Here is a 14,080-nt window from a genome sequence, read left to right on the forward strand (position 1 = left end):
TCGGGGCCGGCCACGCCGACCCCGCGCCTGCCAGGCACCGCTGCAAAGCGGTGCCCGCCACTGCCGGGCCATCTACCGGGGGGGCATCCCCGTTATCCTGCTGCAGCTGAGCATGCTGCTGGCCCTGGCCGCCTTCCCAGGGCTGGCCACCTGGCTGCCCGCAATACTTTAATCCCCAGTCATCCCCCCGGCATCTCAGGCGCCGCCGCACAGCGGCGCCAGCCACTGCCGGGCCAGCAGCAGGACCAGCGCATAGCGGGTCCCCTTGGCCAGGGTGATCAGCAGCAGGGCGCGCCACCAGGGCAGGCGGAAGACCCCGGCCAGCACCGTCAGGGGATCGCCGATCAGCGGTGCCCAGGAGAGCAGCAGGCTCCACTCGCCGAAGCGGTGGTACCAGCGCTCGGCCCGGGCCAGCCCCGCCGGCGAGGCGGGAAACCAGCGGTGATCCTGGAAACGCCGCGCATAGCGGCCCAGCCAGACATTGATCAGGCTGCCCAGGGTGTTGCCGGCGGTGGCCACCGCCCACAGCAGCGCCGCCGGCTCCCCCAGGCACCAGAGCCGGGCCAGCCACAGCTCGGAGCCGCCGGGCAGCAGCGTCGCGCTGACCAGGGCCACCAGGAACAGGCTCAGCATGGCGAGCCCCCGACCTCTCCTCGCAACAGCGTCGCGCTAACCAGAGCCACCAGGAACAGGCTCAGCATGGCGAGCCCCCGGCCTCTCCTCGCAACAGCGTCGCGCTAACCAGAGCCACCAGGAACAGGCTCAGCATGGCGAGCCCCCGGCCTCTCCTCGCAACAGCGTCGCGCCGGCCAGGGCCACCAGGAACAGGCTCAGCATGGCGGCCCCCCTGTCCCTTGCAGTAGGCTAGGCGACGACATCAACGACAAGACCTCCCCATGAACGACACTCCCCCGATTCCCAAACTGTTGACCATCGCCGGCTCCGACCCCAGCGGCGGCGCCGGCATCCAGGCCGACCTCAAGACCTTCTCGGCGCTGGGCGCCTATGGTACCAGCGTGATCACCGCCCTGACCGCGCAGAACACTCAGGGGGTGACCGGGGTGCACCCGGTGCCGGCAGACTTTATCGCCGCCCAGTTGGAGACCCTGCTCGACGATATCGCCATCGATGCCGTCAAGATCGGCATGGTGGCCAGCCGCGAGGTGGCCGAGGCGATCCGCGAGGCCCTGACCAAGCGTCGCCCGCGCTGGATCGTGCTGGACCCGGTGATGGTGGCCAAGAGCGGCGATGTGCTGGTGGATGACGCCGGCATCCGCGCCGTGCGCGAGTTGCTGGTGCCCCTGGCCGACCTGATCACTCCCAATCTGCCGGAGGCGGCGGTGCTGCTGAATGCTCCCGTCCCCGGCGATGCCGAGGCCATGGAGGCGCTGCTGCCTCGACTCCAGGCCCTGGGCGCCCCCCGGGCCCTGCTCAAGGGCGGCCACCTGCGCGGCGAGCGCTGCCCCGACCTGCTGGTGGACGAGCACGGCGCCCAGTGGCTCGATGGGCCGCGCATCGCCACCCCCAACCTTCACGGCACCGGCTGCTCGCTCTCCTCGGCCATCGCCACCTGCCTGGCCCATCGCGATGCCCCCCTGGCCGCGGTGACCGAGGCCAAGGCCTGGCTGGAGACGGCCCTGGCCGAGAGCCATCGGCTGGGCGTGGGTCGCGGCCAGGGCCCGGTGCATCACTTCCATGCCTGGTGGTAGCGCCTTGCGGGGGAGCGGTTAAGCCACCATCCTGAGGTGAGGCTTCGCCATCACCCGAGGGAGGGAGAGACCATGACCCGCACCCTGCTGTTCGCCTGCGACCTTTCGGCGGAGAATCGCGCCGCCTTCGGCCGAGCCATCCAACTGGCGGTGGACAGCGGGGTCCGCCTCGATGCCCTGCATGTGCTCGATCCCCATCTGCCGCGCCAGGCACTGCACGACCTGGAGCAGGCGGTGGTCGCGGAGATGGAGCGCCTGCTCACCGATATCCGCGAGGACTATGCGCTGCCCGCCCCCCAGGCGCTACTGCAGACCGTGGCCGGCGCCCCCTTCGAGGAGATCATCCGCGAGGCCCATGAGCGCCGGGCCGACCTGATCCTGCTCGGCGGGCACCGCAAGCGCGGCGAGCCGGAACTGGTGGCCGGCACCACCCTGGCCCGGGTGATCCGCGGCGCCCCCTGCCCGGTGATCTCCGCCATCCACCCGGTCACCCAGGAATGGCGGGATATCCTGGTACCGGTGGACTTCTCGCTGACCTGCCGCCATACCCTGCGCGAGACCCTCAAGCGCTTCCCCGAGGCGCGGCTGACCCTGCTGCACGCCTGGGATATCCCCGGCGAGCGGGAGCTGGGCTCCAGCGGCGACTTCGCCCGCTGGCGGGATGGCGAGCTGGCCCGGCTGCGGGAGCAACTGGAGCGGGAGGTGGATCAGTTGATGAGCGAGGTGGAGTCGGTCCCGGAGCTGAGCCTGGAGCTGGAGCAGGGCGACCCCCTGGAGGTGCTGCTGACCCGATTGCGCCGTCAGCCCCCGGACCTGCTGGCACTGAGCTATCGCGGTCGACGCGGCCAGCAGAGCCGTCTGACCGCCCGACTGCTCGCCGAGCCCCACTGCGATATCATGGTCTGCCGCGCCTGGTAGGCCGCCATGCTACCCTGACGCGGTTCACGACGGCGGAAGGAAGCAACCAATGAAGGCGCTGATTCAGCGGGTACGCCACGCCCGGGTGGTGGTGGCGGGCCAGGAAGTGGGTGCCATCGACCAGGGGCTCTTGGCCCTGGTGGGAGTGGAGAAGGGCGATGATCGGGGCCGGGCCGACAAGCTGCTGCACAAGCTGCTGCACTACCGGGTGTTCTCGGATGAGGCCGGCAAGATGAATCTCGACCTGCGCCAGGTGGAGGGCGGGCTACTCCTGGTCTCCCAGTTCACCCTGGCCGCGGATACCCGCAAGGGGCTGCGCCCCGGCTTCTCCAGCGCCGCTCCTCCCGCCGAGGGAGAGGCGCTGTTCGACTATCTGGTGGGCCGGGCCCGGGCCGCCTGGCCGCGCACGGCCACCGGCGAGTTCGGCGCCGATATGCAGGTGGAGCTGATCAACGACGGCCCGGTCACCTTCCTGCTCGAGAGTTGAACCGCGGTGACCGGTCAGTGGAGCCCTTGATACTGGAAGGCCAGGGCCTCGCCGCCCAGGAACTGGGCATGGATGGCGCGCGAGCCCGATCCCCAGGTACAGAGGTCCACCATCAGGGCGCCGTGGCACTCCCTGGGCGAACCGAGGATCGCCTCCACCTGGGCCCGACTCATGCCGACCTCCAGCCGCTGATAGTTATCCAGGGTCAGGCGCGGATTGGCGCAGCCAACCAGGCCGGCCAACAGCAGCGCGACCGGCACGAATCGCAGGATCATGGGGTGCCTCCTCGGGACTTATTCCGCCGCCAGCAACTCGGCTTCCATGGCTTCCAGGGCCTCTTCGGCGGCCAGCCACTCCGCTTCCAGCGCGTCGAGGCGTGACTTGAGCTCGCCCTGGCGACCCAGCAGTTCGGTCAGTTCCGCCTTGCGGCTCGCCTCCGTATAGAGTGCGGCATCCGCCAGGCGTTCCTCCACCTCGCCCAGGGTGGCCTGGGTCTTCTCCATGCTCTGTTCCGCCTTGTCGCGCTGGCGCTTCAGCGGGCGCAGTTTCTCGCGCAGCTCCGCCGCGGCGCGGCGTGCCGCCTTGCGATCCTCCTTCGGCGCCGCGGCCTCCGCCTGGCGCTCGCCCTTCTCGGCGCGTGCCTCACGGCGCTCGCCCTCCAGGCGCGCCTTGAGCCAGGCGCGATAATCCTCCAGATCGCCGTCGAAGGGCTCGAGGCGGTGATCGGCCACCCGCCAGAACTCGTCCACGGTGGCGCGCAGCAGGTGGCGATCGTGGGAGACCAGGATCACCGCCCCCTCGAAACCGGCCAGGGCCTCGGTGAGGGCCTCGCGCATCTCCAGATCCAGGTGGTTGGTCGGCTCGTCCAGCAGCAGCAGGTTGGGGCGTCGCCAGGCCACCAGGGCCAGGGCCAGACGCGCCTTCTCGCCGCCGGAGAAATTGCCCACCTCGGCGAAGGCATCGTCGCCCTGGAAGCCGAAGCCGCCCAGGAAGTTACGGATCTCCTGATCGCTGGCCCGGGGCGACAGGCGCTGCACATGCAGGAAGGGCGACGCGGAGAGGTCCAGCCCCTCCAACTGATGCTGGGCGAAATAGCCCACCGCCAGGTGCTCGCCCTCGATGCGCTTGCCCGCCAGCAGCGGCAGCTCGCCGGTCAGCGACTTGATCAGGGTCGACTTGCCGGCGCCGTTGGGTCCCAGCAGGCCGATACGCTGGCCCGGCTGCAGGCTCAGCTTGACCTGGTCCAGCTGCACCGTCTCGCCCCCTTCTTCGCCACGATAGCCCAGGCGCGCCTCGTCCAGCACCAGCAGCGGGTGAGAGGTCTTCTCGGCGGCGGGCAGGGTGAAGTGAAAGGGAGAATCCACATGGGCCACGGCGATGGTCTCCATGCGCTCCAGCATCTTCAGGCGGCTCTGGGCCTGGCGCGCCTTGGTGGCCTTGGCCCGGAAGCGCGCCACGAACTGCTCGATCTCCTCGCGACGGGCCTGTTGCTTGGCGGCCTCGGCCTGCTGCTGGGCCAGTTTCTCGGCGCGACTGCGCTCGAAGGCGGTGTAGTTGCCCCGATAGAGCACCAGGCGGCGCCGGTCGAAGTGGACGACATGATCACAGACCGCATCCAGGAAGTCGCGATCGTGGGAGATCAGCAGCAGGGTGCCGGGGTAGCGGGTCAGCCACTGCTCCAGCCACAACAGGGCATCCAGGTCCAGGTGGTTGGTGGGCTCGTCCAGCAGCAGCAGGTCGGAGGGCATGAAGAGGGTGCGGGCCAGGTTGACGCGCATCCGCCAGCCTCCGGAGAAGTCCGACAGGGGGCGCGACAGATCGGCCTGGGCGAAGCCCAGCCCCACCAGCAGCTGGGCGGCCCGGGCCGGCGCGCTGTAACCGTCCAGGGCCTCGATCTGCCCATGCAGCTCCGCCTCCCGGTGGGCCTCCCCGGCGGCCTGGGCCTTGGCCAGGGCCGCCTCGGTGGCGCGCAACGCCCGGTCGCCATCCAGCACATAGTCGACGATGGGGCGCTCCAGCGCCTCCACTTCCTGGGCCATATGGGCGATGCGTACCCCGCCGGCGAGTTCCACTTCCCCCTTGTCGGGGGCCAGCTCCCCCAGCAAGAGCTTGAACAGGCTCGACTTGCCGGCGCCATTGGGCCCCACGATGCCGGCCTTGTGGCCGGCGTGCAGGGTCAGGTCGGCGTCTTCGATCAGGGGCTGGGTGCCGCGTTGCAGGGCGAGTTGGCGGAATGCGATCATGCCGGCTCCGATAACGGGAATGGCGGGCCACCGCACCCAGGACCGCCGCAGGGGGCGGCACCGGAGGAGCAGCCTTCGATGAGCATGCATTCTACCCAATTGCGCCGTCATTTGCGGGCCTGGTTGGCCCACCTGGGCGTGACCGCCCGGGCCGCGCCCTGGGCGCTAGCGCTATGGGACCAGGCCCTCGACCTCTATGCGCGGCCCGGCGTCGAGACCGCCTGCCTGGCCCTGCAGGATCAGACCAAGGTCGATGTCTGCGAACTGCTCTGGGCCTGTTGGCTTTATCGCCATGGGCTGACCCCGGATAGTGACGCCCCCTCGCACCTGACCCCGATTCGTGCCTGGCAGGCCGAGATGACCCGGCCGCTGCGGGCCCAGCGTCGCGCCCTCAAGCAGTTAGCCCTTACCGACCCGGCACTCGCCGAGCTGCGCGCCACCCTGAAACGGGCGGAGCTGCTGGCCGAGCGAGAAACCCTGCGCCGATTGGCCGATCTGGCCACCACCGGCGCCGCCATTCGCCCCCGCCAAGCGCAGGAGACATCCCTGGCGGAGCGGCTGATCGATGCCGGGCTTATGCAGAAAAAATCACAACTCTGGGCGCTGCAAACCCTAGAAACCCAACTTGACCCCCTATCCGCCGACGGCTAGCCTCAAAGGAGTGGAGCGTCTTGATTTATCTCGATTTCATCCGCTCATCATGGCCGAGTGACCGGCCAGAAACTGCCAAGGGGAATAAGAATGAAGGCCACCAAACTGCTGACATCCGCGAGCATTGGCGCCCTGCTGCTGGGCATGTCCGCCGCGGCTCACTCTGCAAACTGGCGCTACGCCCACGAGGAGTTCGAGGGTGACGTTCAGGACGTCTTCGCCGTCGCCTTCAAGGACTATATCGAAGAGAACTCCGACCATACCCTGCAGGTCTATCGCTTCGGCGAACTGGGCGAATCCGACGACATCATGGAGCAGACGCAGAACGGCATCCTGCAGTTCGTCAACCAGTCGCCCGGTTTTACCGGCTCGCTGATTCCCGAAGCCCAGATCTTCTTCGTTCCCTACCTGCTGCCCACCGATGAAGAGACGGTGCTGGAGTTCTTCGACGAGAGCGTGGCCCTCAACGAGATGTTCCCGGAGCTCTACGCCGAACAGGGCCTGGAACTGCTGAAGATGTACCCGGAAGGCGAGATGGTGGTCACCGCCGACGAGCCCATCACCGAGCCGGCCGGCTTCCGCAACAAGAAGATTCGGGTGATGACCAACCCGCTGCTCTCCGAGACCTATAACGCCTTCGGCGCCACTCCCACGCCGCTGCCCTGGGGCGAGGTCTATGGTGGCCTGCAGACCGGCATCATCGACGGCCAGGAGAACCCCATCTTCTGGATCGAGTCCGGTGGCCTCTACGAGGTCTCCCCCAACCTGATCTTCACCGGCCACGGCTGGTTCACTACCGCCATGATGGCCAACCAGGACTTCTTCGAGGGCCTCTCCGAGGAGGATCAGCAGTTGGTCCGCGATGCCGCCGATCATGCCTATGACGTGACCATCGAGCATATCCAGGGGCTGTCCGAGGAGTCGCTGGCGCTGATCCAGGAAGCCTCCGACGAGGTTACCGTGACCCGCCTGACCGAGGAGCAGATCCAGGCCTTCCGCGAGCGGGCGCCGCAGGTGGAAGAGGCCTTCCTGGAGATGACCGGTGAGCGTGGTGAGGAGCTGCTCAACCAGTTCAAGGCCGACCTGGAGGCCGTGACCTCCGACGACGAGTAAGCCGTCGACGTCATGCGTGCAAGGCAGGGGTGGCCCAGGAGGGCCACCCCTGTTCGTTTGATGGCAGCTAGCGTGCAAGCAGCGTTGACCTCGAGCCGGACCGAGCCCCCCCGCCAAGCCTATGGTGACGGATAGCGGGCCCCTGCCGAGATGCGCATGCTGATAAGGAATGTCTTATGACCGAAGAAGAGTCCGAAAAGAATTACCGCTCCGGCCTGCCGGGCTTCCTGGGGACCATCGACACCTTTATCAGCAAGGTGGAGGCGGTGATCCTGGCCCTGGGGGTGCTGCTGATGGCCACCAACACCGTGGCCAATGTGATCGCCCGATTCGTGTTCGGCGACAGCATCTTCTTTTCCGGCGAGATCAACCGCATCCTGATCATCATGATCACCTTCGCCGGCATCGGCTACGCGGCTCGCCATGGTCGCCATATCCGCATGTCGGCCATCTACGATGCCCTGCCGGTGGGCGGGCGCAAGGTGCTGATGATCACCATCGCCTTCTTTACCTCCCTGGCAATGTTCTTTCTCTGCTACTACTCCATCGTCTATATCCTCGACCTGCAGTCCAAGGGGCGAGTCCTGCCGGCCCTGGGGTTCCCGATCTGGACCATCTATGTCTGGGTGCCACTGGGGTTTCTGATCACGGGTATCCAATACCTGCTGACCGCCATCAAGAACCTGGTCTCCCGGGACGTCTATCTCTCGACGGGCGTGGTTGACGGGTACAAGGATACGGAAAAGGAAGTCTGACACCGGGCGAGTCACCCAGGGGAATAAACGATGACGACAATAATGGTAGTAACCATGATCGCCCTGCTGCTGCTGGGCTTTCCGATGATGATTCCGCTGATTACCGCGGCGGTCATCGGCTTCTTCATGATGTTCAACGGCCTCGGCCAGATGGATACCCTGATTCAGCAGATCATGGCGGGTATCCGCCCGGCCTCGCTGATCGCGGTCCCCATGTTTATCCTGGCCGCCGATATCATGACCCGCGGCCAGTCCGCCGAGCGCCTGATCAATATGGTGATGGCCTTTATCGGCCACGTTAAGGGCGGCCTGGCGGTCTCCACCGCCGCCTCCTGCACCCTCTTCGGGGCGGTCTCCGGGTCGACCCAGGCCACGGTGGTGGCGGTAGGCTCGCCGCTGCGCCCGCGCATGCTCAAGGCGGGTTACACCGACTCCTTCACCCTGGCGCTGATCATCAACTCCAGTGATATCGCCTTCCTGATCCCGCCGAGTATCGGCATGATCATCTACGGGGTCATCTCCGGCACCTCCATCGGTGAACTGTTTATCGCCGGCATCGGCCCGGGGCTGCTGATCCTGGTCATGTTCTCGGCCTACTGCATCGCCTACGCCTATATCAACAAGGTACCCACCGAACCCAGGAGTAGCTGGAAGGAACGCGCTCAAGCGGTCCAGGGCGCCCTCTGGCCCCTGGGCTTCCCGGTGATCATCGTCGGCGGTATCTATGGCGGCATCTTCAGTCCCACCGAAGCCGCGGCGGCCTGCGTGCTCTATGCCGTGCTGCTGGAGTTCGTCATCTTCCGCTCCCTGAAAATGGCGGACATCTACGCCATCGCCAAGTCCACCGGCCTGATCACCGCCGTGGTCTTTATCCTGGTCGGGGTCGGTAACGGCTTCTCCTGGATCATCTCCTTCGCGCAGATTCCCCAGGCCATTCTCGAGGCGGTGGGCATCAACGAGGCGGGGCCCACCGGGGTGCTGATCGCGATCTGCGTGGCCTTCTTCGTGGCCTGCATGTTCGTCGACCCCATCGTGGTGATCCTGGTGCTGACGCCGATCTTTGCCCCGGCCATCGAGGCCACCGGCCTCGACCCGGTGCTGGTGGGGATCCTGATTACCCTGCAGGTGGCCATCGGCTCGGCGACGCCACCCTTCGGCTGCGATATCTTCACCGCCATCGCCATCTTCAAGCGCCCCTACCTGGACGTGATCAAGGGGACGCCGCCCTTCGTCTTTATGCTGGTGCTGGCGGCGGCGCTGTTGATCATCTTCCCGCAGATCGCCCTGTTCCTCCGGGATCTGGCCTTCCGCTGATCCTGGCTCAAGGAGGAGACGACGATGTTCGAAAAGATTCTGCTACCGGTAGACGGTTCCAAGGGAGCCCTCAAGGCCCTGGAGAAGGCCGTGGACCTGGCCAAGCTGACCGGCGCCGAGCTCTATATTCTCTGCGTCTTCAAGCACCACAGCCTGCTCGAGGCGTCGCTGTCCATGGTACGCCCCAGCAAGCTGGATATTCCCGATGACGCCCTCAAGGAGTACGCCACCGAGATCGCCGTCCAGGCCAAGCACGACGCCCTGGAACGAGGCGCCCCCAAGGTGCGCGCCTTCGTCAAAGGCGGGCGCCCCTCCAGCACCATCGTGCGCTTCGCCCGCAAGCGCGATATCGACCTGATCGTGATCGGCTCCCAGGGCACCAACGGCGACAAGACCTCCTACCTGCTGGGCAGCGTCTCCCAGCGGGTGGCGAGCATGGCCAAGTGCCCCACCCTGGTGGTCTGATCCCCGCCTCCTGCCAACCACACTCATAACAACGGGCCGGGTATTCCCCGGCCCGTAACCTTTTTGCTGCCCCGCCAGTCCGGATGCGGAACCCGGCCACTCCTGATAGCGTCCGCCGCCGGATAGCGCCAATATCCCTCGGAGTCCCCTTAAAGCCAGCCGGATGCGGAACCCGGCCACTCCTGATAGCGTCCGCCGCCGGATAGCGCCAATATCCCTCGGAGCCCCCTTAAAGCCAGCCGGATGCGGAACCCGGCCACTCCTGATAGAGTCCGAGGGGTGCTAAATGACCCATTCCATCGAGGACTCTGCATGAAGACATTGGTTCGCGCCGCCGCCCTGGGCTCACTGCTGTGCGCCGCCCCCTTCGCCCTGGCCGACCTGGAGAGCGAGGAAGCCCGGCTCGGCTACAGCCTGGGCGTGACCCTGGGCCAGAGCCTGGTGCAGGACGTCGACGACCTGGATATCGAGGCCTTCACCCAGGCCATCCGCGATGTCTACGCCGATGCGGAGCTGGCCCTGAGCGAAGAAGAGATGGCCGAGACCCTGATGCAATTCCAGCAGCAGGCCATGGCCGAGCGCCAGGCCGAGGCCCAGCGTCAGACCGAGGCGGCCCGCGAGGCCGGCGCGGCCTTCCTGGCCGAAAACGCCGAGGCCGATGGCGTGGTAGTCACCGACTCCGGCCTGCAGTACAAGGTGATCGAATCCGGTGACGGCGCCACCCCCGGCCCGGACTCCCAGGTCGAGGTGCACTACGAGGGCACCCTGCTGGATGGCAGCGTCTTCGACAGCTCCTATGAGCGCGGCGAGCCGATCAGCTTCCGCGTCAACCAGGTCATCGAAGGCTGGCAGGAGGCCCTGCAGCTGATGAGCGTGGGCGACACCTGGATGCTCTACCTGCCCTACGATCTCGCCTACGGCGAGGCCGGCACCGGTGGCCCCATCGGCCCCTACGAGACCCTGACCTTCAAGGTGGAACTGCTGGGTGTCGATGAAGAGCCCGATGCCGAGTAAACACGCCCTCTTGGCGGCGCTGGCGCTTTCCGGCGCCGCCCTCGCCGATAGTGATGCGCCCTCCCTGCCGGCCCTGGGCCTCGATGCCGAGCGCCTCGGTGTGCTGGGCGTCTCTTCCGGGGGCTATATGGCCACTCAACTGGCGGTGGCCTATCCCCGACGCTATACGCGCCTGGGGGTCTTCGCCGCCGGCCCCTGGGGCTGCGCCCAGGGCAGCCTGGGGCGAGCCCTGGGCCAGTGCATGCTGACCCACCGCGGTCCTCCCGACCCGGACGAGCTGGAGGCCCGTCACGCCGCCTACCTGGCCGAGGGCCGGGTGGGCGCCAGCGAGGAGCTGGCCCGCCAGCGGGTCTTCCTGTGGCATGGCGGGCACGATGGCACCGTGCTCCCCGAGGTGGGGGAACGACTCGTCGAGCAGTATCGCGGCTGGCTGACGGATGCCGACACCCAGCTGCGCCGGGTCGTCACGGCGGAGGCCGGCCATGGCTGGCCGGTGGCCGGCGAGCGGGTCGCATCGCAGGCCCCCCTGGTGGATTGTGAAGCGGGGGGCAGCCCCTACCTGCTGGACTGTGGCTACGACGGTGCCGGCGAGGCCCTGGCCTGGCTCTATGGCGAGGCCGAGTCGTCACCACCCGCCGCGCCCTCGGGAGAACTCTTGCGCTTTTCTCAGGAGGCCGACAGCGGGGCACGCCAACTGGGCGAGAACGGCTATCTCTACCTGCCGGCGGAGTGCACCGACGGCGAGGCCTGCGGCCTGGTGGTGGCCCTGCACGGCTGCGCCATGGGCGCCGAGCAGGTCGATGACACCTTCGCCCGCCACTCCGGCCTCAATGCCTGGGCCGATGCGCATCGCCTGGCCGTGCTTTACCCTCAGGTCGCTCTCAGCCTGGGCAACCCCCAGGGCTGCTGGGACTGGTGGGGCTACGATGAGAACAGCTGGCGCCCCCATCCCGACCATGACAACCGCGACGGCCGTCAGCTACGGGCCCTGGACGCCATGGTGGAACGCCTGCTTAGCTCGCCGGAGGCGGATCAGGAGCCCAACTCCTGACGCAGCGCCTCGATCAGGGCATGGGGCGTCGGGGGATATTGGGTCGGGAGCACTCGCCGACGGCGAGTCTATCCGCTTACGTATCGCCCAGTTCCTGGCGCAGCGCCTCAATCAGGGCATGGGGCGTCGGGGGATATTGGGTCGGGAGCACTCGCCTGCGGCGAGTCTATCCGCTTATGTATCGCCCAGTTCCTGGCGCAGCGCCTCGATCAGGGCATGAGGCGCGGGCGAATAGAGCACTCGCCGACGAATCTCTCCATGGCGGTCGACCAGATAGAGCGAGGCGCTGTGGTCCACGGTATAGTCCATGGCGGACTCCTCCATCTCGACCCGGCGCCAGAAGATGCCGTAGCGTTCGGCGATATCCTCGAGCTGCGCCTCGCCGCCCCGGGCGCCGATGAATTCATCGCCGAAGTACCCCATGTACTCCTCGAGCCGCTCCAGGGTATCCCGCTCGGGGTCGACGCTGATCATCACCGGCACCACCCGCTCGGCCAGCGCCGGCTCCAGTTGGCCCAGGGCCTGACGCACCACCGCCAGGGTCATGGGACAGACATCCGGGCAGTAGGTGTAGCCGAAATAGATGGCCGCCAGCTGCTCCTCGCCCAGCGCCGACAGGGTGAAATCGCCATGGGTGGAAGGCAGGGCGATCTCGCCGCCCCGGGGCGCCCCCTCATCCTCGCGCCCCTGCTGCCAGAACCAGCCCCCCAGGGCCAATAACAGCAGCCCCAGGATCCCCACACTCAACCAGCGAACCTTCGCCGTCATCGTCTCCCCCTCGTCGTCTCGGGTCGCGACCATCGCGGGCCGCCTCTCTATCAGGGTAAGCTTATCAGCACTCGCCAACGACCGTGACCTGGAGCCATGTCGCACCATGCAGATTCTCGACGCCCTGGGCCCGCTCTTTCTGCTGATCCTGCTGGGGGCCCTGCTGGGACGCCTGGGCCTGCCCGGCGGCGACTTCTGGCCCCGCCTGGAGCGGCTGATCTACTACCTGCTGTTTCCAGCCATGCTGGTGGGCACCCTGGCCGAGGCGGAGATCGCTCGGGTCCCGGTGGCCCGGCTGGCCCTGGTATTGCTGGGCGGCATGCTGCTCTTCGCCGTCCTGCTGTGGTGGTGGCGCCCCCGCCTCACGCCGGAGGCGGCCACCTTCACTTCGCTCTTCCAGGGCAGCCTGCGTTTCAATACCTATGTGGGCGTGGCCGGCGCCGCGGCGCTGCACGGCGGCCTCGGCGCCACCACGGCGGCGGTAGCCGTGGCGCTGATGGTACCGACCGTCAACCTGCTCTGCGTGCTCTGCTTTATCGGCGTTGGCACCCTGGGCCCCGGCAGCCTGGGCCGCAGCCTGCGTGCCCTGATCACCAACCCGCTGATCCTCGCCTGCCTGGGCGGTATCGCCCTGAACCTCTCGGGCCGGGGCCTGCCCGGTTGGAGCGCTCCCACCCTGGAGTTGCTGGGCCGCACCGCCCTGCCCCTGGGCCTGGTGGCGGTGGGCGTGGCCCTACGTCCCCAGGCGCTGCTGCGCCGTGACCGCGCCGTCTGGACGACCCATGGCATCAAGTTGCTGCTGATGCCGGCCCTGGTGCTGGGCCTGGCCTGGGCGCTGGGGCTGGATAGGGTGAGCCGCGATGTGGCCCTGCTCTTCGCCGCCCTGCCCACCGCCACCTCGGCCTATATCCTGGCGCGCCAGTTGGGTGGCGACGCCGAACTGATGGCGGCGCTGATCACCGGGCAGACGCTGCTGGCGATGCTGAGCCTGCCCCTATGGCTAAGCCTGGCGGCCTGATGCGGCCAAATGAAAAATAGTCGCATTTTCTGTTGACCCGACAGATGAGAATGATTATCTTGTCTGCATGGCGTCGGCCAGACGCCATACCCATCGCAGAGAATGTCAGGTTCCCTGCCATGGTTTCTCCTCATCAAGCTAGTCACGGTCCTTGTCGGCGACTCCTCGGAGTCGCCGCTTTTTTATGCGTGGCGAATGGCACAGGGAGACAAACGAAAAAGATTCTCGTTTTCTGTTGACGCGACAAATGAGAATGATTACCTTGTCTACATGGCGTCGGCCAGACGCCATACCCATCGCAGAGAATGTCAGGTTCCCTGCCATGGTTTCTCCTCATCAAGCTAGTCACGGTCCTTGTCGGCGACTCCCCTGGAGTCGCCGCTTTTTTATGGCGGGGCCTCGCTGGCGAAGGGTCCCCCGCAGCCCTCCCTCTTCTTCTCTTACTCGCTACGCGCGAAGATCAGGCCCCAGACGCCGTGGCCCAGGCGTTCGCCGCGGGCCTCGAACTGGGTCAGGGGGCAGGGTGCTGGAGAGCCGGGGCGCGGCACAGGGCCGCGCCCGACCCCATCGGCTG

The 14,080-nt window shown here is 67.2% G+C and carries 15 protein-coding genes; 11 read left to right on the top strand and 4 right to left on the bottom strand.

The genetic code is table 11. The features are described 5' to 3' along the window. Positions 1–195: 195 nt before the first annotated feature. Positions 196–633, bottom strand: a complete 438-nt coding sequence (locus ACZ5EF_RS18685; RefSeq protein WP_346061063.1) for a YqaA family protein — start codon at positions 631–633, stop codon at positions 196–198. A gap of 263 nt (positions 634–896) precedes the next feature. Between ACZ5EF_RS18685 and thiD the strand changes: the two genes are divergently transcribed. The 3 genes from thiD to dtd all read left to right on the top strand — a co-directional run bounded on the left by thiD (position 897) and on the right by dtd (position 3,114). Continuing rightward, positions 897–1,709, top strand: a complete 813-nt coding sequence (gene thiD / locus ACZ5EF_RS18690; RefSeq protein WP_346061062.1) for a bifunctional hydroxymethylpyrimidine kinase/phosphomethylpyrimidine kinase — start codon at positions 897–899, stop codon at positions 1,707–1,709. A 72-nt stretch (positions 1,710–1,781) separates the two neighbouring features. Then, positions 1,782–2,627 (top strand): universal stress protein, encoded by an 846-nt coding sequence (locus tag ACZ5EF_RS18695; RefSeq protein ID WP_346061061.1) that lies wholly within the window; start codon positions 1,782–1,784, stop codon positions 2,625–2,627. 49 nt (positions 2,628–2,676) lie between these two features. Beyond that, the gene (gene dtd / locus ACZ5EF_RS18700; protein ID WP_346061060.1) at positions 2,677–3,114 is read left to right on the top strand and encodes a D-aminoacyl-tRNA deacylase; all 438 of its coding nucleotides are present in this window, start codon (positions 2,677–2,679) and stop codon (positions 3,112–3,114) included. Between the two features lie 14 nt (positions 3,115–3,128). On the opposite strand, the gene bamE is transcribed toward dtd, so the two are convergent. Together bamE and ACZ5EF_RS18710 are read right to left on the bottom strand one after the other, a co-directional pair. Further along, positions 3,129–3,389: an outer membrane protein assembly factor BamE domain-containing protein gene (gene bamE, locus ACZ5EF_RS18705; RefSeq protein WP_346061059.1), complete on the bottom strand. Its 261-nt coding sequence runs from the start codon at positions 3,387–3,389 to the stop codon at positions 3,129–3,131. A gap of 18 nt (positions 3,390–3,407) precedes the next feature. Further along, positions 3,408–5,357 (bottom strand): ATP-binding cassette domain-containing protein, encoded by a 1,950-nt coding sequence (locus ACZ5EF_RS18710; RefSeq protein ID WP_346061058.1) that lies wholly within the window; start codon positions 5,355–5,357, stop codon positions 3,408–3,410. Between the two features lie 78 nt (positions 5,358–5,435). On the opposite strand from ACZ5EF_RS18710, the gene ACZ5EF_RS18715 reads away from it, so the two are divergent. From ACZ5EF_RS18715 to ACZ5EF_RS18745, 7 genes are all read left to right on the top strand, one after another. Beyond that, positions 5,436–6,008: a TIGR02444 family protein gene (locus ACZ5EF_RS18715; RefSeq protein ID WP_346061057.1), complete on the top strand. Its 573-nt coding sequence runs from the start codon at positions 5,436–5,438 to the stop codon at positions 6,006–6,008. 90 nt (positions 6,009–6,098) lie between these two features. Continuing rightward, positions 6,099–7,121 (top strand): TRAP transporter substrate-binding protein, encoded by a 1,023-nt coding sequence (locus ACZ5EF_RS18720; RefSeq protein ID WP_346061056.1) that lies wholly within the window; start codon positions 6,099–6,101, stop codon positions 7,119–7,121. A 176-nt stretch (positions 7,122–7,297) separates the two neighbouring features. After that, positions 7,298–7,876 (top strand): TRAP transporter small permease, encoded by a 579-nt coding sequence (locus ACZ5EF_RS18725; RefSeq protein WP_346061055.1) that lies wholly within the window; start codon positions 7,298–7,300, stop codon positions 7,874–7,876. Between the two features lie 30 nt (positions 7,877–7,906). Then, a complete protein-coding gene (locus ACZ5EF_RS18730) occupies positions 7,907–9,190 on the top strand; it encodes a TRAP transporter large permease (protein WP_346061054.1) in 1,284 nt (427 codons plus the stop codon). A gap of 24 nt (positions 9,191–9,214) precedes the next feature. Next, positions 9,215–9,655, top strand: a complete 441-nt coding sequence (locus ACZ5EF_RS18735; protein ID WP_346061053.1) for a universal stress protein — start codon at positions 9,215–9,217, stop codon at positions 9,653–9,655. 312 nt (positions 9,656–9,967) lie between these two features. Next, positions 9,968–10,669 carry an FKBP-type peptidyl-prolyl cis-trans isomerase gene (locus ACZ5EF_RS18740; protein WP_346061052.1) on the top strand — a complete coding sequence of 234 codons (702 nt, stop codon included), beginning with the start codon at positions 9,968–9,970 and terminating at the stop codon, positions 10,667–10,669. Then, positions 10,659–11,720: an extracellular catalytic domain type 2 short-chain-length polyhydroxyalkanoate depolymerase gene (locus ACZ5EF_RS18745; protein ID WP_346061051.1), complete on the top strand. Its 1,062-nt coding sequence runs from the start codon at positions 10,659–10,661 to the stop codon at positions 11,718–11,720. The genes ACZ5EF_RS18740 and ACZ5EF_RS18745 overlap by 11 nt, the downstream gene beginning before the upstream one ends. Positions 11,721–11,894: 174 nt before the next feature. Here ACZ5EF_RS18745 and ACZ5EF_RS18750 read toward each other — a convergent pair whose 3' ends face one another. Then, complete coding sequence (locus ACZ5EF_RS18750; RefSeq protein ID WP_346061050.1) at positions 11,895–12,488, bottom strand: SCO family protein; 594 nt, start codon at positions 12,486–12,488, stop codon at positions 11,895–11,897. 106 nt (positions 12,489–12,594) lie between these two features. Between ACZ5EF_RS18750 and ACZ5EF_RS18755 the strand changes: the two genes are divergently transcribed. Then, positions 12,595–13,506 (top strand): AEC family transporter, encoded by a 912-nt coding sequence (locus ACZ5EF_RS18755; protein WP_346061049.1) that lies wholly within the window; start codon positions 12,595–12,597, stop codon positions 13,504–13,506. Positions 13,507–14,080 lie beyond the last annotated feature (574 nt).

It is taken from the genome of Bisbaumannia salifodinae, assembly GCF_055388505.1.